This is a genomic window from Parachlamydiales bacterium, assembly GCA_041671045.1.
In the GTDB taxonomy this organism is placed as follows: domain Bacteria; phylum Chlamydiota; class Chlamydiia; order Chlamydiales; family JABDDJ01; genus JABDDJ01.
In genome coordinates, this window is the sequence record JBAZCF010000005.1 from 88983 (window position 1) to 108031 (window position 19049).

Genomic DNA, 19049 nt, shown 5'->3' on the forward strand with positions numbered 1-19049 from the left:
TTAGGATAAGTTAGAAGAATGCCTAGCACGCCTCTTATTTCCATCGGTGAATGGAAAAAACAATACCCAATAGAAGCCTATCAAAATGTACAAAAAAAAGCAGAAGAAAGTCGTAATACGACTAAGAAAGAAGGAGCTAAGTTAACGACCGTTAAGCTTACACCTCAGGAAAATATAATAGCTAACCGCGTAGCTTTTTATTTCATCGTTAATGTTCAAGATGATGCAAAGTGTGAGGCGTCCATTCGGACCATTGCACGTCAAAAACTGTGCTATTCGGATACAGAATTCCACCAGTTTACTCCGTTGCATGCCGCTGTACTTTTAGACAAAGTCAAGGTGGTTCAATTCTTATGCAGCATAGTAAATTTGCTAGGTGCAAAAGATGAAAAAGGATTTACACCCTATGCTCTATCCGCCTTGGTGAACGGCGAAGTTTACAAAACCTTTGCTGCTTCAGTGAATCTTGAAGATCATTTTACGCCTTCAGGAGGGAAAGTGAGCGAGCTTCACCAATTAATAACTAGTCAAGGAAACAGTAACAATATCGATACGCTTTTATGGAAGGGTCCTAAGGGTTTTGAATCGATGAGTCCGGAAAAATTCCATGAAGTGACCGGAAGGAAATATACCGGTGAGAATATCATTAGAGATCCCTCAATGCTTTGGAAGCCGGTATTTGACCAGAACAAGCAAACAATCAATGTCCACCTGGCATTTGCAAACTACTGCTATGAGCAGTTCTTAAGAAAGCAGCCTAAACTTTTTGTGAAAGATAAAGAAAATTGGAAAAGTTCAGAGCGGAAATTCCTGGGGTTATATGCTGCTGAAAATATTAGAAAAGGAACTATGCTCCGTGAATACACCGGAGAAATTCAGCCGGTTCCGGATATTCCATTAGATTTGAATAGTTTTGAGACCGATACTGTAAATCCTTATCGCCTTGGAGACGTAGATGCAGAGAATTATGGAAACGGATCAGAACTAATTAACGAAGGATTTCCGGTTTGCCAATTCTCTACCGTAAAAGACAGAGGTAACATCCCCTCCAGGGGAACTGTAAATTTATTAGCTGATGTAGAGGCAGGAGAGGAAATTTATTCTGACTATGGTCCCTCGCATTCCATGATAAAATTTATGGTTGTCTATAAAATGGAAGGATTCAATCGACAAAGGATGCATGAATTTTTCAAGAAGCATACAGTACATTCCATCTTGCATGAAAGTTACTCAAGATCGCTTTTTGAAGAGATCCCGCATGGAATGATGGGATCATCGCAAATGGATCTCTCAGAATTTATTGACTATAAACATCGTAGAGTTGCTTTAGCCTATCTTTATAGCACCCCTTACGCCGTTTATGATCTTGTCCTTTCTGGGATCATCGATGTAAAAGAACTCCTGAAAGAAATGGAAGGTCTCTATTATAGGGATTTCACCGATGCAATGATGCCTTCAAGCTATCATAAGAAGAAGGGTATTAAGCCTTTCCTCCAAGATTTAGCTAAAGTGATGGATTTCATTAAAAATTTTCCCGCTAAGGATCAGAAGAATATCATCCAATTATTCCTTGAGGTATCTAAAGAGCAAAAAGTTTTCCAATGGGTGGAGTTATGCCATATAATAGCGAGCATAGATCTGACAATTGTAGAAAAAGAAATAATAAAACTTCCCACATTTACCTCTTTTTTTGAACAAATAAAAGACATAACATCCAAATTAACTCCTGATGATATGAGATTAAGTTGGTTATTTTTTTACTCTAACAATACGTAAAGCATATGAACGTTATTATCCTCACCTCTAATTCTGAAAAGCATGGGGTCTTTTGGCAGTCTAAGCTTGCCGCTATCTATCCTGCTTCATTGGTAATTAATGTGTTTGAGGACTGGCCGCAAGGTGCCGGGAATTGGTTAGGGACTCTCAATGCGTGGAAGCAGGCTCAAATAATTGCTTGGGAAAAATATGGGCGCAAATTAGAGCAGGAAATGGAGGAGGGCGCTTCTGTCGCCCTTTACCATACTGCAGGCAAGGGCCAGCGGATGTATCCTTTGACTGCAGTAGAAAAATTCAATAAGTCCGCTATTAAGCTTCCTTGTGGTGTAACGGAACCACAGACCTTGTTAGAGAGCGTAATCAAGCAGACGAGTTTACTTTCAGAATACCGTAAAGGGCGCTTGTCCGTATTCTGGACAGACCAATTATTCCTTACGGACAATAAGCCAGATATTTCAAAAGCCTCTGTGCGAGTGATGTGCCAAAAGCGTCCTTTCCCTTCAATAGAACAGTGGGAAAGTGGCCTTTGGAGCCAATATGGTGTCATCGGTATCGGAGAGGACGGATGCTTGCGGCATCTTGAGAAAGTGGACTACCAGACTGCAAAGCATTATTCACTATCGGGGATTGCATTGAGCTTAGGGGATTTTTCCATTTCAAGTACATTTTTGAAGCAACTTATGGCAGAGTTTGCGGCGGAGTTAGAGTCTAAACAAACACAGATGGATGTGGAATCTTTTTTGCTGATGCCTGCAACACTTAGTATTGAGGACTACAGAAGCCTGAGAGCTCAGAAAGGTGTTTCACCGCAAGAATCAGATGCGCATTTTGGCAGGATTCAGAGACTGCTCCAAAAGTATGGAAATTTTTCTTATGCCCTGGAAGATATTGGAAGTAAGGGAAAATGGTGGGATTTTGGAAGTGTTGAAAACTATTATCATTCTCTAATGAGTATGTGCAACCAAAAAGAATTGAGAGAATTTCTTTATCCAAAAATGCCCAAGCAGCCTACACATTTAGATTTAGATGAAGCCTCTATCCTTGTCAATTGCTCTATACATAGCGGAAAAGTCAGAAATAGCATTTTGTATAACGTTCAAGCAAATAGGGTGGATTGCAACGAAGTGCTGGCGATTGATGTTGAAGCACCCACATTATACGGAGACCACGCTTTGGTCTATGAAGTGCAGAGTGGGGACCCCCTTATTTTGGAAAAAGATGGCTTGAGGGCAGACCTCACTGTAGATGATAGAAAAATCGTCATGTACACGCATATTGATAAGGATCCCCGTGCCGATTGGAATCGTAAAATAGAAGGGAATCCCTATTGCTATCGTGAACTTGCAGAACAAGAGTAAATGTATAATCACAGTTTTTTTGGCGGTAAAGAGGAAGTTAAATATATTCGGACCTGAATTACAGTCTCCGGAAAGAAAGCGAAACAAGAAACATTCTAAGACAGAGAATGCACCCCGCCATTTTGCTAGGATATTATGAATGCACCAACGGTAATTTTTTGAAAGGGGGTTGAGCATATAGCTTACTTCCCGAGTCCAACCTTCCACACAGTTGTGGCCAATAGCAGAGAATTCCCTTACTAAGCTTTAAAAGTAAATAAGTGGTTTTAGATGTAGTTGATTATATTTTTTATTAGGGATTTTAGGGATAAATATACATAGAACTCCTAGGTTTTCATAAGAGGTTTCCATTTTGATCTTTACCCGTGGGTGATGTGAAGCAATATTATAAGTCCCAGGTTAGGTTTAGGAGGGTGGGAGATGGTTTTTAATTAGGAAATTTTTCCAATTTTCATTTGTTCTTAGAAGATCAAAATCAGGGGAGTGCAAAACATCTTTGATATTTGGAATGCCATCGCGCATTGCGCATTGGATCCACCCAACAGCAGGTGTAGCTTGGTTCAGGCGAGCATAACATTTAGCGTTGGCCAATGCAGTAGCATACGAAGGAAGTTCTTGATAGGCTCGATTGCCATACTGAGTGATCAAATCTAGTTCATTGGCGTGTAAGGCACTTTGAATCAATAGAGCAAGGCTTTGTCCATCCAGTTTATCTGCAAATGGTTTTAATAGGGATAGTGTGGATTGGTAGCGGCCCTGTTTGAAGTAGAGGTTAGAAAGGTTAATGATTGCCGTATCGTGGATTACACCCTTCTCTGTAGTTATCGTTAAACCCTCCAAAATTTTTTCTGCTCCATGAATATCACCTTCTTTTATTAGGGAGTCGGCAAGGCGTATTTGCTGCTGATATGCGGGGTTTTCATCGGTCGGTGTCATTGAACTAGCAGAACGCCAATGGCGATAGCTTTCCATTGTCAGCATGATAAAAATTATTCCCGGAAGCAGTGCTGAGATGGCGAAGAAGGTTACTCCTGCAACGAGGGCGATGATAGTGCTGAAGAGGAGCGCAATTTTCAACCCTCTTAGCCCGAAAATTCCCTGCATGGAGATGACTAATAACTGGCCCCCATCTAAAGGAAAAACAGGCAACAGATTAAGGATGGTCCAGAAGGTGTTAATATAGAATGTTACTGTTAAAGCATAAACTGAGATGGCATTTAAATGTGGTCCTAAGTTTTTTAATAGGATGTAAGCTAGCGCGCCCAATAGCGCACCGAATAAGGGACCGTTAAATACGATGATGAATTCTTGCCATTTGCTTAAGGGTTTGCCGCTTCGTCGGGTAACGCCGCCATACATGACAAGTTCAATGGTAGCTCTCTGTTTAAATGCCACGGCAGTTAAGGCATGTCCATATTCATGGATTAATATAGATAGGATGATAACTCCGACCCAGATGAAAATTTCAAGCAGACCGGTAGCATTCATCCAGGCTATAAGGGCAGCCAGGAGCCAGAAAGTAGGTTGGATGTGTACCGGAATTTTTGTAAGGGCTGTGAACACGCGCTAACTCATATTTTAACAAAATTATTTAAGGCCATTTGCATTGTGGATCCCATTTCGGCGGGTGTAGGGGCTAATATTGCTCCGGCTGATTTAAGTGCCTTCACTTTTTCTTCAGCAGTGCCTTTCCCCCCGGAGATGATAGCGCCGGCATGTCCCATGCGTCTTCCTGGAGGTGCCGTTGCCCCGGCAATAAATGCAGCTACAGGTTTACTGCAATGCCGCTTCATCCATTCAGCAGCTTGTTCTTCTGCATCACCGCCAATTTCACCAATCATCAATATTCCGTGTGTATCGGGATCTTTTTCGAACAGTTCTAGGATATCGATAAAGTTTGTTCCGTTCAATGGGTCTCCACCAATTCCTACGCAGGTAGATTGTCCGAGGCTTAATTGGGTTGTCTGCCAGACAGCTTCATAGGTGAGTGTTCCGGACCGGGAAACAATTCCGATATTACCGGGTTTATGGATATATCCTGGCATAATGCCAATTTTGCATTGTCCCGGTGTGATGACACCGGGGCAGTTGGGTCCGATAAGACGGCTTGTTTTACTGTGGCGCATGACTTGGGCTACTTCTATCATATCTTTGACCGGGATTCCTTCAGTAATGCAAATAATGAGGGGAATACGCGCTTCTTCTGCTTCTAATATAGCTTCTGCGGCATAAGGAGCAGGAACAAAGATGATGGATGCATCGCAATCTGTTTCAAGTTTTGCTTCCAGTACAGTATCAAAAACGGGCAATCCAAGAATCTCCTGCCCCCCTTTACCGGGAGTGACGCCTCCGACAAAGTGACTGCCATAGGCGATGCATTGTTCTGTATGGAATTTCCCCGCTTTCCCTGTGATGCCTTGGGTGATGACGCGGGTATTTTTATTGACGAGTATTGCCATGTCTTTTTCTCACGCTTTTGCTGCTGCTACGGCTTTTTGCGCAGCATCGGTTAAGTTTTGGGCGATAGTGATAGGCAGTCCTGAGTCTTTCAAGAGTGCTCTTCCTTGCTCGACATTCGTTCCTTCCATACGGACAATAAGTGGTTTGCCGATGCCGATTTTCTGGGCTGCTTCAATGATGCCTTGGGCAAGTGTTTCACAGTTCATGATGCCGCCGAAAATATTGACGAGGATGGCTTTAACATGTTTATCTTGGACGAGGATAGTGAAGCCGGCAGCGACTTTTTCAGCGGAGGCCCCTCCGCCAACGTCTAAGAAATTGGCAGGTTTACCGCCGTAGTATTTGATGATATCCATGGTGGCCATTGCAAGGCCGGCGCCGTTGACCATGCAGCCGATGTTGCCATCTAGGGCAATATAGGCGAGTTCGTGCTTTTGTGCTTCGACTTCTGTTGCAGGGAGCTGTGTCGGATCGAAAAAAGCCTCCAGATCGGGATGCCGGAAGAGTGCATTGTCGTCAATGCTAAGTTTAGCGTCCAGTGCCCAAAGGGCTCCATCGGGTGTTTTGACTAAAGGGTTGATTTCTAGGAGGGAAGCGTCATTTTCTAGGAAGGCTTTCACTAGGTTGTTAGCTAAAGCTTGCCCTTCTGTAGCGGTGCGGCCCTCCCAACCCATAAATTTAGAGAGTTGAAGAAGTTGATACCCTCTAAGTTTTCCAGAGGAGTGAATAGGAAGGGTCAAGATTTTCTCGGGTGTTTTATGGGCTATCTCTTCAATATCCATTCCACCTTCCGGCGAAGCAATAAGAGTCGGACGTGCGTTGGCCCTATCAATGATGACAGCCACATAGTATTCTTGCTCATAATTTATAAGGGGGGAAAGAAGTACTTTGCTTGCTAGAACACCTTCAGGACCGGTTTGATTATTGACTAGGCGCATGCCTAGGAGGTCATTGGCATATTTGTGTATATCGCTTTTTGTTTTAGCGATTTTGACTCCGCCCCCTTTACCCCTTCCGCCCGCATGGACTTGGATCTTAAGAACTGCTTCTTCTTTTCCGTTTAAGATGGAAAGACTTTTTTCGATGTCGTCGGCAATTTCAATGACAGCGTAAGGGGGGACAGATATCCCGTAGTGTTTTAGTAACGTTTTAGCTTCAAATTCGTGTGTATTCATAAAGCGGCCCTTTTAGGGAAAGCATACTATTTGCTATTGTATTGCATACGTTAACGGTGAAGCTCATTTGCATCAAGGGACTAAGAGGTGTCATGATTTTTAATGCTTTAAAAGCGGGCTATGCCCGAGTAGCTAGTGCTTTTTCCAGAACAGGGTCGCTGTTAGGAAGCACGATTCTTTCACTTTTCAAAGGGAAAGTGGATGAAGATACAATAGATAAGTTAGAGCAAATATTTTATGAGGCAGACCTAGGAGCTTCTCTAGCAAGTGATTTGGCTGAAAAGGTCAGGCTTGCCTTGAAGAAGCAGCCGGATTTATCGGCGGAACAGATATTGGATTTGATCCGGTCCGATCTATCGGATGAGCTGAAATCTTCCCAGAGCGAACTTCGCTTTGCAGCTCCCGGAACAGGTCCTACTGTCATTGCGATTGTCGGGGTAAATGGTAATGGAAAAACGACCAGCATAGCTAAAATTGCAAAGAAGCTTAAAGACGAGGGTAAATCTGTCCTTATTGCAGCAGGCGATACCTTCAGAGCTGCTGCTATCGACCAATTAGAAATATGGGCCCAAAGATTGGATGTCCCCCTTGTAAAAGGACAGCCTAATAGTGACCCGGCTGCAGTAGTTTTTGATGCTTTAACAGCAGCTAAATCTAGGGAAATTGATATTGTTCTCATTGATACAGCCGGCAGATTACAGACCAAGATCCCCCTAATGCAGGAATTAGAAAAACTGCGCCGGATCTGTAAAAAAGTTTGTCCCGATGCTCCGCATGAAACTCTATTAGTTATTGATGCTAACCAAGGGCAGAATGGAGTAGACCAAGCGTTATCATTTCATAAATTCATCCCTCTGACCGGTTTGATTGTCACCAAGCTAGATGGTAAAGCGAAGGGGGGGATCGTCATTCAAATTCAACGGACGTTAGGTATTCCCGTGAAATTTATCGGAGTGGGCGAGAGTGCTGAAGATCTACAGCCTTTTAATGCTGAGGCATATTGTCAGGCGATGCTGCAGTAGGTAATTCCTTCACGGCAAATCTTGCCGTTTTCACGTTTTTTGCATCCCTTTTGTCCATTCTCCTAGGGCAATATTGGCATGCCGTTTGCAACTATAAGGATGGGTTGAATAATAGAAAGCTTTAAGGTGAAGCTTTCAAAGACCCATTTTAGGAGGTTGCCATGTCTTGGATTACACGCATAGGATTAATATTTATATTGGCAATTGTTCCCATGGTAGGTTCTTTGAATGCTGCCCAAATCCAAAATACGGCTAATTCTTCTGCTAAAACAGGTGAAGACGTCGCTTGGTGGAGATATTGGGGCGGCCCCCGCCACGGTGGGTACTATTATCATGGACCATATTACCACTACCGTCATTACTATTACTGGTAAGAAGGTAGTCCTGCGCGAGAATGCCGGAAGGCAGCAATTAAATGTTATCTAGGAGGTCATTATGAAGCTCGGAAACATTAACAAGCTGTTAGTTGGACTATTAGCGTTAGGCTTATTCTGGATAGCTGAGCCAATGAAGGCTAGTGTTTCCTCTTCTACCGGGGATAAAGAGTTAGTAGCTGATGGATGGAGAGGCGGCCACAGAAGCTACAGGTCTTGGAACAATAACTATAACGGCGGTGGCTTTTATTATAGACCATATTATTACAATAGTGGTTACTATAATAATTACTATACTCCATATAATAGTTATTATTCTCCATACTATTATAACTCGTATCCCTACGGTGGATCAGGAGGCTTATACTTCGGAATTGGTTTATAGTAAGTAAGGACGGCTCTCCCTTTTAAATGTCCACAAAGTTGTGGTTTCGTCCCTAAGAGGGTGGTAAATCCACCGATTTCAGTTCATTTGAACTAAGGACGAAGGGGAGAGCCGCCCCTTTTTTTTGAAAATTATCTGTGGGTTTTATCCCCCAATGTCAATACCAAATACCCCTAAATTAATCATGATTTGGATTGCAACTTCGAATGCAACAAATGCACCCAGTAAAATCAATATCATTTTACCACCGGGCAATTGGTTCTGTTCATTGAGCTGCATATGATACCTTCCTCTCCAAACCATTATTACAGGTAGAAGCCCGAGTAATAATGAACAACCGTATCCCCCGGCTAAATCCAACGCTTCCAGGAACAGATTGGATTTCCAAAGAGAGATTAGGAAAGGCGGAAGGAAGACGAGCAAGCTGAGAATCCATTTGCCAGAACCTGATTTTTTTATTTTAAGACCGTCTGAAAGGAAATCAACAAGTCCTAATGTCACTCCAAAAAATGAAGTCAATAAAGCGATAAAGGCAAATAAACCACTGACTAGGATAAGCCAAGGATTTTGAATGAAATACTTTAAAGGTTGGACAGCGTTTTCGCCTTCATTTAAGGCATTCAAAAGTCCTTCATTTCCGAATGTGGGTACTATACCCAAAATGACGGTCTGCCAGATGATGTAGGTGACTAAAGGAATAAAGCTACCGATAATAATGGCTAAACGTATACGTCTTACGTCGTAATTCAGGTAATTTACTAATGTAGGCACTGTTCCTTGGTATGCGAATGCTGTAAATGAAACCGGGAGTGATAGGAGGGAAAGATTCCAATCTCTACGTACAAGGTGTTCAAAATTGATGTGGGGAATTCCCATGAAAATTATGCTGAAAAAAAGCGTGATCATTATCCCGACGAGGACTCCATTAACGGCGCTAACTAAACGGGTACCCATGATGACCAGGGTTCCAAAAATCCCAATAAATAGAGCAGTACCGATATAAGCATGTCCTTGTATGCCTAAAATTTCTCTAATATAATCCCCGCAGCCTACGATATAAGCCAATGATAAGCAGTAGAAAAGAAAAATGTATAATAGCCATGCAAAGGCCTTTCCCCATTTTCCGAGGGTCGATTCTGCCATAGAAACAATATTAGCATCCCTATGCAGCCATAGAGAGACTTCGAGAAATAGCAAACCTGTAGCAGTCATAAATAGCCAGCAGAGGGTATAGATGACAAGGGAAGGCAAAAAGCCCCCTAAACAGGTTAATACGGGCAGGGCCAGCATACCGCCACCGATGGTGGTACCGGCGATAAGCAAAGTCCCACCTAAAAGGGATCCATGTTTTTCCATAAAATTCTTATAAGATATTGGGTTTGGGCGGCTTAGACTTGAAGCAAGCATTAGACTTCTTTCGAAAATCCATTTGATTGTTAAAATTGCCATTTTTAGCATCTTTATCGGCAAATTTTTCGACCATATGATTACATATTCTCTTAAAATTTGACGAAAAATCTGCTCAAAAATCGTCAATTTTCTCAATCAAAGCGAGTTTCGAAAGAAGTCTATTGGATAACCGGCTAATGTATTTGCCACGCATCCACTGCTTTTGCTTTATGTTCATTTCCGCAACAAAAAGATTTTGCAGAAATTAGTATTCTAATTCAATAACTATTCTGATCAATACGGACTTTGCCATTGAAAATCCAATAGATCATAAAAGTATAAGAAAGAACGAGTGGAATACCTATAAAGGCAATGATTAAGAGGATCTTCAGGGTTAAATCAGAGGACGCGGCGTTATAAATAGTAAGGCTGTACTCAGGATTATTGATTGCCCGCACCATTTGTGGGAAAGATCCGATGCCATAAAGAATCATTAGAAAAATGATATTCGCGCAGGAAGAGGCAAAAGCCCGATGGTCCCGGTTCTTATGGATTTCCCTGGGGATGTTAGCAATAGCTAGCATGTTTAATACCCCAATAATGAAAAAGAAGGGGCGCTCACGGAAAGCTTCTACCATATGTGGCTGGTAGATAAGGGTTGCCATAGTACAGGTGGCGTATAATATGATGTAGTTGATGATCAGTGGATTAATCCATGACCGGATTTTATCGTGCAGTTCGCCTTCTGTCTTCATCAACACATAGATCGCCCCATGCATTGCAACTAAGGAAACTGTTAGAAAGCTGACCAATATTGCATAAGGGTTAAGCAAGGAGAGAAAATCGCCTATGAACTCTTTTTCGTCATTCAGAGGAATGCCGCGGACGAGGTTGCCTAGAACAATACCAAGCCCAAAGGTAATGATAAAGCTTGCAACGGAAAAAAGAACGTCCCAGGTCCATCTCCACCAAGCTTGGGGTTGTTTGCTGCGAAATTCAATCGCTACAGCCCTGAATATTATCCCTGTCAGCAATATCATGACGGGAATATAAAAAGCAGAACAGAGAGTTGCGTAAGCATCCGGAAAACCGGCAAAAAGCGCACCGCCGGCTGTGACAAGCCAAACTTCGTTTCCATCCCATACAGGTCCTATGGAGTTCAACATGATCCGGCGTTCATCATCCTTTTTAGAAAAAAGATGGACAATTCCTACGCCTAAGTCAAAGCCGTCCAGTATTGCGTAGCCTGTGATAAGGATAACAAAAATTATAAACCAAATTAGGTTAAGGCTGGGCAGGTTTTCCATGAGCGTCCTTTGAGGGTGTCTTGAAGGGTGTGGAAAGTTGGTGGTAAAGATTGGCGGTATCGAAGTTTTCCGGTCCGTGCTGGATCTTTTCATTCAGAAGATAGATAAAGAGGATGAACAAAAAGGTGTAGACAACTCCGAATAGAATGATGGATCCTAAAACGTGTTCTGCTGCAACAGCTTTAGAAAGACCCTCAGAGATGCGAAGATGTCCATAGACAAGCCAAGGGTAGCGGCCCGTCTCTGCGCAGAACCATCCCATTTGGTTGCCTATCTGAGGGAAAAGGACGGAGAAGGCAAGTAAACGCAAAAGCCACGGTGTTGTGGTTAACTTTCCACGCCACCAATAGACAATACTTAAAAGGCAGCATAGGAACATAGCCCCCCACATAGCTAACATGAGGTGGTAGCTATAGAAGGTGAAGTACACATTGGGCCAATCTTTTTTCGGAAATTCATTTAGACCTTTGATCTCTGCGTCGGGGTTATCAAAAGCTAAGTAGCTCAATAATTTGGGAATGGCGATCTGATAGTCGACCCGTTCTTCGGCTGTGTTTGGAATACCGAATAATGAAAGGGGGGCTCCTTTTTCAGTGTGGTATATTCCTTCTAGAGCTGCGAGTTTTGCCGGTTGATTGACTGCAACGCCTTTAGCTGAACTATGTCCGCTGACAGTTTGCAATAGGACTGCAACTGTGGCTAATCCCAAGCCCACTTTCATGGATATTTTGGCAAAATCAATGAATTTCCTTTTCAAGAGATAGTAGGCGCTGACGCTTATGACAAGAAAAGCCCCGGCCAGCCATGCTCCGATAACAGTATGGGCTAATCTGTCCATAGAGGAGGGGTTGAATACCATCGCCCAGAAATCTGTTATCTCAGCCCTAGCTGTCATTCCTTCTCCCACAATATGATAACCGGCGGGAGTTTGCATCCAGGAGTTTGCCACGACGATCCAGATAGCACTGAAATGAGCTCCTAAACATACCATCAGGGTAGAAAAGAAATGCAGTTTAGGGCTTATCCTGTTCCAGCCAAAAAGAAGCAGTGCGAGGAAGCCGGATTCAAGAAAAAAGGCAAAAACCCCTTCAGCAGCGAGGGCACTGCCGAAGACGTCGCCGACATAACGCGAGTAGGTAGCCCAATTAGTGCCGAATTCGAATTCCATCACGATACCGGTGGCGACGCCGATAGCGAATGTCAAGGCAAAGATTTTAGTCCAAAACTGTGCCGCTGATTTATAGAGAGGGTTTCCTGTTTTTATGTAGGCCCCTTCGATAAACACCATCACTAGTCCCAATCCAATACTCAAGGGAGGGTATATGTAATGAAACATGATAGTTAGAGCAAACTGAATTCGGGCTAAGATCTCTACGTCCATAATATTTTTTTCCAAATGATATAGCACCAGGCTAAGCAATCTTTTGATAAAGAACAAATAATTTTACAAAAAATAATTATGAGGTTGCTACATCACAAGTGCAGAAATACTCTCCAAAATATAAAGTCCACGTGTTATCATCTTCCCAAAATATGAGTGGAATTATGCATACAAAGCTTATGGGTATTTTGAACGCCACTCCTGATTCAAGTTTAGACAAGGGAAAGCATTTCAGTTTTGAAAAGGCGATACAACGCGCTCATGAAATCTATCAGCAAGGTGCAGACATTATTGATATAGGCGGAGAATCCACCCGCCCCGGCGCAGCACCTGTTAGCCTAGAAGAAGAAATTCAACGTGTCATACCTCTAATCAAGGAGGTGCGACAGTCCATTCCTCTTCCAATCTCGATAGATACAATAAAATGGCAAGTTGCAGCGGCGGCTGTTAATGCGGGCGCAACATTTATCAATGACGTCAGTGGATTTAGGGATCCGGAAATGCGGCGTGTAGGGGTAGAATCGGAAGCAACATTATTTGTAATGCATATGCAGGGTGAGCCGCGGACAATGCAAAAAGATCCTTCCTATTCTCAAGGAGTGATAAAGGAAATTTCGACATGGCTGATGGAAAGAGTGGGCGAACTTCTGGAACAGGGGGCGCACAAGGACAAAATCTATTTAGACCCTGGGATTGGCTTTGGAAAAACTGTTGCTCATAATTTAGAAATTGTACACAATTTTGCCGAACTAAAAAAGCTGGGATTTCCTTTGCTCTTAGGTTTATCGCGTAAGTCTTTTATGGGAAAAATTAATAATAAATCATATGAAGAACTTCTTCCCGAGAGCTTAGCAATGCATACTATTGCATGTATGAATGGTATAGACATTCTACGAGTTCACGATGTAAAAGAAAGTCGCGACATTATTAATTTGTTAAAAGCGTATAGCGAACACATCCCTGAAAAACGGGCATAAATCGAGGTGCAGGAGTGCTTGACTTCCTGGTTCCCACAGTAGAAGTAACTGTTATCTCTGTGATAGTTTATTACTTCCTCTCCTTCTTCTGGAATACCCGGGCTATGGACGTTGTCTTAGGCCTAATTGCGGTATTGATCCTCTACGCCCTTGTAAATTGGCTGCACCTTCCCGTTATCCAAAAGCTAATGCTGTATTTTGTCAACGTAGCCGTTATTGCCTTGTTGATTATCTTTCAGCCCGAAGTGCGTTTGACGCTTTCACGTTTGAGCCTTAAGGGGAAACGGTATAGGGAGCTTACTGAATTCGATAAATTTTTAGATAATATTGCCCAGTCTATCTACAAACTTGCCGATAGACGTATAGGGGCTATTGTTGTTTTTGAAAACCAAGATTCGTTGGATGAGTTCGCTAATAAAGCTGTCTTGCTCAACGCTTATTTTTCTTCAGAACTTTTAGAATCTGTTTTTACTACCACCACCCCGCTGCACGACGGCGCTATTATTATGCGGGGGACGACGATATTATCAGCAGCCACTATCCTTCCTCTTGCCGATGATAGCACCCAATTGTCAAAATCTATGGGAACCCGCCACCGTGCAGGACTGGGAATCAGCCAATTAACGGATGCTCTCGTTGTGGTTGTCTCCGAAGAGACGGGCAAGGTCTCCATCGCTCGTGATGGGATTATTACACGCGGCGTAAAGGTAGATCGGTTTAAGGGGATTATGCGCAGTATTTTTACACCGACTAAAGGGCGCATGGCCTCAGCCTTCACTCATTAAGGAACAGCATGACAGAATCACGTCTCTACCGCTTCTTTTTCGATCATTGGCAACGTAAAGTTGTTGCTTTGTTTTCTGCTGTTATTTTGTGGCTATTTGTGAACCATTCTATTACGGATACTAAGACCCTTCCCAACATACCCATTAAAATCATTAACCTGCCTGCAGATAAAACTGTGGTGGGGCTGCTCCCTAACGGTACGTTAAGTAAAAGAATTACCCTGACTTTAAGCGGCACTAAAGACGTCATCCAAGATATAGAACCCTCCGATGTGGAAGTTGTATTAGATGCTTCTTCAGTAGATACCAATGAATGGATCGTAGATATCACAAAGAAGAATTTAGTCAGCCTTAATCCCGATATCAATTTAGCAAGCCATATTACACAAGTCGAACATCCCGATTTTGTCATCCACTTCAGTAGGCTGATCACAGCGCGCGTCCCCATTCATATTCTTCCGCCCATTGGAGAAGCTCCCTATGGCTATGAATATATGGACATTTGGCCTACGCGTCTTTTCCAGACCATTACCGGTTCTGAAGAAGAAATCGCTGAGATACAAGCCAAGAAGATCCAATTGGAAATTGACCTTAGCTTAATCTCAAAAGCAGATTTGGAAGGGCTGAAAAATAACGTTGTCAGCGGAGTGGAGATTAATGAGGTTAGCTTTTATATCCCTCCTAAGTTGCGCAAAATATTTATTCCCTATAGGGAAGGGCTAGAAGAGGATATAAACGACCCTGAAGCAAAAAATCTTCATATTACCTTCCTTATTAAGCAGTGGCTGCCCATAGCCGGGCCCTTGCCTATCCGTGTATTCTATCCCTTGAACCTGGCCGAGACCTTAAATCCTGATAGCCATCCTTTGGCTTTAAACGAAAAAATTGCAAAGATCAAAGGGATCAACGTCATTAAACAATCCTTCTATCTATATGGCGTAAATAAACTTTTCTTAGACGTCGTTAAGGATAGCTTGGAGATTGCTATTATCGCAGCGCCGCGTGAAGAAAGGGAAGTCTTGGAGTGGGGACTGAATATTGTTGATGCACATGAGCTTGAGAACACATTTGTCGCCCTGCTGCTTGCCAATGACCAGCCCGTAAAAAATCTAGGTGGTGGTGGATTAAGACGTAGAGAACTACTCCTAAGGCAGCGCTTCAGAAACTTTATGCACAACTTGGCTTTATACTTACGTCCTGAACATAAACTAGTCTTAGACGCAGTTGTCGAAAAAGATTCTATCATAGTCAAGTAACACATGCCTCATTACCGGTTTTATACACCAGATAACCTTAACCTCCATGAGAATGTAACTTTAGAGGAAGAGGAAGCACGTCATCTTATTCGCGTCATGCGCGCTTCTGAAGGGGATCATGTAGAATTGATCAACGGCAGAGGAATCCTGGCTCATGCACACGTGAAAGAGATCAAGAAAAACTCCTGTATCCTTGTTGTCGATAAGCTGCATAAAGAAGTTCCCTCTCCCCATTCCCTGGTCTTATTGCAAGGTCTTCCAAAAATCAATCGACTAGATACTATTTTGGAAAAAGCCACTGAACTAGGAGTGAATGAGATCCTTCTATTCCCGGGGGAACGCAGTGAAAAAGAAGGACTATCGGTACAGCAGACTTTGCGTGCCCACGCAATCCTTATCGCAGCCACTAAGCAATCGGGAAGGCTTTTTCTCCCTAAAATCAGTCTTCTTCCGGAGATAGGTAGCTGGCCGAAAATGCAGGGAGCCTTGTTTTATGGCGATGTGCGCCCACAGGCTACTCGGCTGTGGGACGCTTTGCAAAAAACTCGCGAACCAAATATTCATTTCTGCATTGGTCCTGAAGCGGGACTTAGCGAGCATGAAATAATGCTGTTAGAGGAAAAAGGATTTCTTGGTGTTTCCCTTCATTACAATATTTTACGCACTGATACCGCTCCGATCGCTGCCTTAGCGATCATCTCCCATTATTTGCAATCTTCGACGGGCTATCTATCATAGATTTGCCGTACCTCCTCATTTCCGAAAAAGAGCTGTTTTGGTTCATAACCTAAGCGCGCGCATAAAAGATTATAGTTAATAATTCTATTGTTACTATCTCTATGGGTTTCAATCATTTCGATGGACTCTCCACGACTGCCTTCATCCATATCCTCGTCGCTGTGCCGTGTGGGGAGCTCAATTGTTTCGTAAACTATTCCGTCGGCAATATTTTTATCTTTTCTTTCTGCTTCTGTCACTGTGACTGCACTTGAAAACTGCAATTTCTTTCGGATAGGGTTAGGCGTAATGGGGACACTCTTAGAAAATACAGTAGGCCGCTTCATGCTTTGTGATGGAGATGCGGTAATAGAATTATCAAAAACTCCTTGCAAGCTTTGTAGTAAGGGATTGTCTTTGGGTAATTTTTGTATAACTCTCTTGCATACAACTTTGTTTCTGATTTCGTCTAGATGCTCCATTTCTTCTTTTATGTGTTTTAGTCTATCTTGCAGAGCTTCTACCTCCTCCTTGAATTGCGGGTTTCCTATTTTCTCTTCAATGAGCTCCTGTATCTCTGCAGCTTCCGGATATTGCTCTAAATCAATATCGCGAAAGATAGCCAGCGACTCTTCTAAATGTGAATCTAATACCGCTTTGCCTTTCTCCTGATCTTCATGAGTTTCAGCCGCTTTTTGACCTGATATAAACTTCAGCTCACCATCCGCAATGGTCTTAAGTATTTCTACTTGATGGGGGGATAAGGCGTTCATGTCGGCAATAGCTTGATCGATCTTCTGACATGCATACCACGTTCCGCCCGTTGCTCCAGCTAGTGCAGTAGAGCTAATTCCTCCAATGGCCACAATAAGGTTCCAACCTGAAGATGTCGCAGCGCTTATAGCACCCAAGACCACTGTACTCAGAAATGAGACTCCTGTGGTTACTTCAAAAGTTCTTAATAGAAATTTTCCTGAGGATCCTGCAAACGGACTTGTTTGTACAGCAACACTAGCGATATGCGTGTCCTCAGCTTTGTCTGTCATTTTTTTGATTTGCTTTTTGATTTTGCGCTCTCTCAGAGCTTTTTTCAAATCAATGACAACATGGGGGGACTCAAGCGTGTCTGTCGAGGATACCATGAGGTTGGTGTCGAGCCCCGGAATAGAATCAGCTCCCTCTTCTTCTGAGAGCAGAAGCTTAGTTTTTTCAATTTCTGCTCTGAGTTCTCTGGCTTTGGTAGACCCAACAGGTTCTTCGTAATACCAATTTTTTAATGCTTGAACACCCGGAATAAAACTCATATGATACCTTCGATTACGAAAAGAAGAATAAAATTCTAATTAACACCAAACGAGTAGCAATGCAATATCAATTTCCTTTATTTCATCGACACATAGATCTAGTGCACTTTTGGTGTGAAAAAATTTTAGAAAAAGGTGATGTTGTTATAGATGCAACTTGTGGGAATGGCAACGATACATTGTTTTTAGCCCAAAGGGTGCTAGATGAAAACGCGGGAATGATTTGGGCTTTTGATCTGCAGGAAATAGCCTTAAAGAATACCAAAGAAAAGTTACAACAGCATTTTCCTTTAGAGTGGTTGGAACGTGTGCATTTTGTTCATGGTTCGCATGACCGGTTACCCGCAGCTCTTCTTGAAAAGAGGGTTAAATTAGCGGTCTATAACTTAGGGTATCTCCCGGGGAGTGATAAATCTGTTACGACATTACCTTTGTCGACGATAGCAAGTCTGAAAGGTGTATCAGAGATTATTGCAGAAGGGGGAGTGCTTTGCGTTACTTGCTATTCAGGACATCCGGGGGGAAAAGAGGAACAAGAACGAGTTGTAGAGTGGGCATCGACATTACCGAAGGAACAATGGAATGTATGCTTTCATCAATGGATAAATATGCGGACGGCCCCTGCCTTACTGCTTATTCAGAGGGGTACCGGTAAAGACCACTCCTAATACCGCTTCGTAGCATTTAATGAGGTGATTTACCCCTTGCATAGCATTATGCGGTTCCTTTTCAGGAGGGAGATTGTATTTTGCAGCGATATCGTTTTTTGAAAGGGAGATCTCAGACACAAAGGGTTGGTTAATGGATTGCAACTCCTTCACTTTCAAGGCCCAATACATAGAAGCCATGTCGAGCCAATGGTAAGGCCAGTTTAGGGCTTCTTGTGTGTAAACATCGATGATGAGGGAGAAGAATGCGCGGTCGAAGGTAGGGTTCTGACAGATGAAAACTGCATGTCCACGTTTGATTCCTTGTGCTTGAAAGCATGCAATAATCTCTTGTGAAACTGTTTTCATCGATTTGCCGGCGCGGGCTTTATCCCAGGAAAAGCCATTGATAAGTAAACTACGGGGATCTGTATATCCCCAGGCATCTTCCTCAAGGCTGATAACGCTCTGATAACTTACAAGATTTTTGTTTTCAGTGACATCCATGATAGTAAAGGCGATCTCTATAGGAGAATGCTTACGTGCATCAAGTCCATTAGTCTCTATGTCTAAAAAAATTGCCAGCATCTTGGATGGGGGATTGTGTTAATTATTTGAAGTTTAACACAGGAAACCTATGAAGGTAAATGGCTTCTTTAGCAGAAAAAAATATTTGCATATTTTTGTTGAGTTCCATTATGTTTACAACCATAAGTAATTCAAAACACAACATACG

At 42.7% G+C, this 19049-nt stretch carries 18 protein-coding genes; 10 read left to right on the forward strand and 8 right to left on the reverse strand.

Translation table 11 applies throughout. The features are described 5' to 3' along the window. Positions 1 to 18 precede the first annotated feature (18 nt). Both WC222_07265 and WC222_07270 read left to right on the forward strand, forming a co-directional pair. On the forward strand, positions 19 to 1776 hold the full coding sequence (locus WC222_07265) for an SET domain-containing protein-lysine N-methyltransferase (GenBank protein ID MFA6916179.1): 1758 nt from the start codon (positions 19 to 21) through the stop codon (positions 1774 to 1776). 5 nt (positions 1777 to 1781) lie between these two features. Continuing rightward, on the forward strand, positions 1782 to 3134 hold the full coding sequence (locus tag WC222_07270; protein ID MFA6916180.1) for a hypothetical protein: 1353 nt from the start codon (positions 1782 to 1784) through the stop codon (positions 3132 to 3134). A gap of 405 nt (positions 3135 to 3539) precedes the next feature. On the opposite strand, the gene WC222_07275 is transcribed toward WC222_07270, so the two are convergent. Genes WC222_07275 through sucC form a run of 3 tightly spaced genes read right to left on the reverse strand, consistent with a single transcriptional unit; the run spans position 3540 to position 6769 of the window. Continuing rightward, positions 3540 to 4697 carry a M50 family metallopeptidase gene (locus tag WC222_07275; GenBank protein ID MFA6916181.1) on the reverse strand — a complete coding sequence of 386 codons (1158 nt, stop codon included), beginning with the start codon at positions 4695 to 4697 and terminating at the stop codon, positions 3540 to 3542. Positions 4698 to 4705: 8 nt separating this feature from the next. Beyond that, positions 4706 to 5593 carry a succinate--CoA ligase subunit alpha gene (sucD, locus tag WC222_07280; protein ID MFA6916182.1) on the reverse strand — a complete coding sequence of 296 codons (888 nt, stop codon included), beginning with the start codon at positions 5591 to 5593 and terminating at the stop codon, positions 4706 to 4708. A 9-nt stretch (positions 5594 to 5602) separates the two neighbouring features. Continuing rightward, the gene (gene sucC / locus WC222_07285) at positions 5603 to 6769 is read right to left on the reverse strand and encodes an ADP-forming succinate--CoA ligase subunit beta (protein MFA6916183.1); all 1167 of its coding nucleotides are present in this window, start codon (positions 6767 to 6769) and stop codon (positions 5603 to 5605) included. Positions 6770 to 6861: 92 nt separating this feature from the next. On the opposite strand from sucC, the gene ftsY reads away from it, so the two are divergent. The 3 genes from ftsY (at position 6862) to WC222_07300 (ending at position 8550) form a co-directional block, all read left to right on the forward strand. After that, positions 6862 to 7791 (forward strand): signal recognition particle-docking protein FtsY, encoded by a 930-nt coding sequence (ftsY, locus tag WC222_07290; protein MFA6916184.1) that lies wholly within the window; start codon positions 6862 to 6864, stop codon positions 7789 to 7791. Between the two features lie 161 nt (positions 7792 to 7952). After that, positions 7953 to 8165: a hypothetical protein gene (locus tag WC222_07295; GenBank protein MFA6916185.1), complete on the forward strand. Its 213-nt coding sequence runs from the start codon at positions 7953 to 7955 to the stop codon at positions 8163 to 8165. A 61-nt stretch (positions 8166 to 8226) separates the two neighbouring features. Continuing rightward, positions 8227 to 8550, forward strand: coding sequence for a hypothetical protein (locus tag WC222_07300; protein MFA6916186.1), 324 nt, complete (start codon positions 8227 to 8229; stop codon positions 8548 to 8550). A gap of 144 nt (positions 8551 to 8694) precedes the next feature. Here WC222_07300 and WC222_07305 read toward each other — a convergent pair whose 3' ends face one another. The 3 genes from WC222_07305 to WC222_07315 all read right to left on the reverse strand — a co-directional run bounded on the left by WC222_07305 (position 8695) and on the right by WC222_07315 (position 12627). Then, the gene (locus WC222_07305; protein ID MFA6916187.1) at positions 8695 to 9906 is read right to left on the reverse strand and encodes an aromatic amino acid transport family protein; all 1212 of its coding nucleotides are present in this window, start codon (positions 9904 to 9906) and stop codon (positions 8695 to 8697) included. Between the two features lie 311 nt (positions 9907 to 10217). Then, the gene (gene cydB / locus WC222_07310) at positions 10218 to 11246 is read right to left on the reverse strand and encodes a cytochrome d ubiquinol oxidase subunit II (GenBank protein MFA6916188.1); all 1029 of its coding nucleotides are present in this window, start codon (positions 11244 to 11246) and stop codon (positions 10218 to 10220) included. Next, a complete protein-coding gene (locus tag WC222_07315) occupies positions 11224 to 12627 on the reverse strand; it encodes a cytochrome ubiquinol oxidase subunit I (protein MFA6916189.1) in 1404 nt (467 codons plus the stop codon). Before WC222_07315 ends, cydB begins: the two co-directional genes overlap by 23 nt. A gap of 164 nt (positions 12628 to 12791) precedes the next feature. Here WC222_07315 and folP point away from each other — a divergent pair, with 164 nt between their 5' ends. The 4 genes from folP to WC222_07335 are packed head-to-tail and all read left to right on the forward strand — an operon-like array spanning position 12792 to position 16383. Continuing rightward, positions 12792 to 13604, forward strand: coding sequence for a dihydropteroate synthase (folP, locus tag WC222_07320; GenBank protein MFA6916190.1), 813 nt, complete (start codon positions 12792 to 12794; stop codon positions 13602 to 13604). Positions 13605 to 13618: 14 nt separating this feature from the next. Next, positions 13619 to 14389 carry a diadenylate cyclase CdaA gene (gene cdaA, locus WC222_07325; GenBank protein MFA6916191.1) on the forward strand — a complete coding sequence of 257 codons (771 nt, stop codon included), beginning with the start codon at positions 13619 to 13621 and terminating at the stop codon, positions 14387 to 14389. Between the two features lie 8 nt (positions 14390 to 14397). Beyond that, complete coding sequence (locus WC222_07330) at positions 14398 to 15645, forward strand: hypothetical protein (protein MFA6916192.1); 1248 nt, start codon at positions 14398 to 14400, stop codon at positions 15643 to 15645. Between the two features lie 3 nt (positions 15646 to 15648). Beyond that, positions 15649 to 16383, forward strand: coding sequence for an RsmE family RNA methyltransferase (locus WC222_07335; GenBank protein MFA6916193.1), 735 nt, complete (start codon positions 15649 to 15651; stop codon positions 16381 to 16383). On the opposite strand, the gene WC222_07340 is transcribed toward WC222_07335, so the two are convergent. Continuing rightward, the gene (locus tag WC222_07340) at positions 16371 to 17666 is read right to left on the reverse strand and encodes a hypothetical protein (GenBank protein ID MFA6916194.1); all 1296 of its coding nucleotides are present in this window, start codon (positions 17664 to 17666) and stop codon (positions 16371 to 16373) included. The two genes, WC222_07335 and WC222_07340, sit on opposite strands and share 13 nt — an antisense overlap. A 59-nt stretch (positions 17667 to 17725) precedes the next feature. Between WC222_07340 and WC222_07345 the strand changes: the two genes are divergently transcribed. After that, entirely contained in the window at positions 17726 to 18334 is a 609-nt protein-coding gene (locus tag WC222_07345; protein MFA6916195.1) for a class I SAM-dependent methyltransferase, read from the forward strand. Here WC222_07345 and WC222_07350 read toward each other — a convergent pair. Next, positions 18293 to 18901, reverse strand: a complete 609-nt coding sequence (locus WC222_07350; GenBank protein MFA6916196.1) for an exonuclease domain-containing protein — start codon at positions 18899 to 18901, stop codon at positions 18293 to 18295. The genes WC222_07345 and WC222_07350 overlap by 42 nt on opposite strands. Between the last annotated feature and the right edge of the window lie 148 nt (positions 18902 to 19049).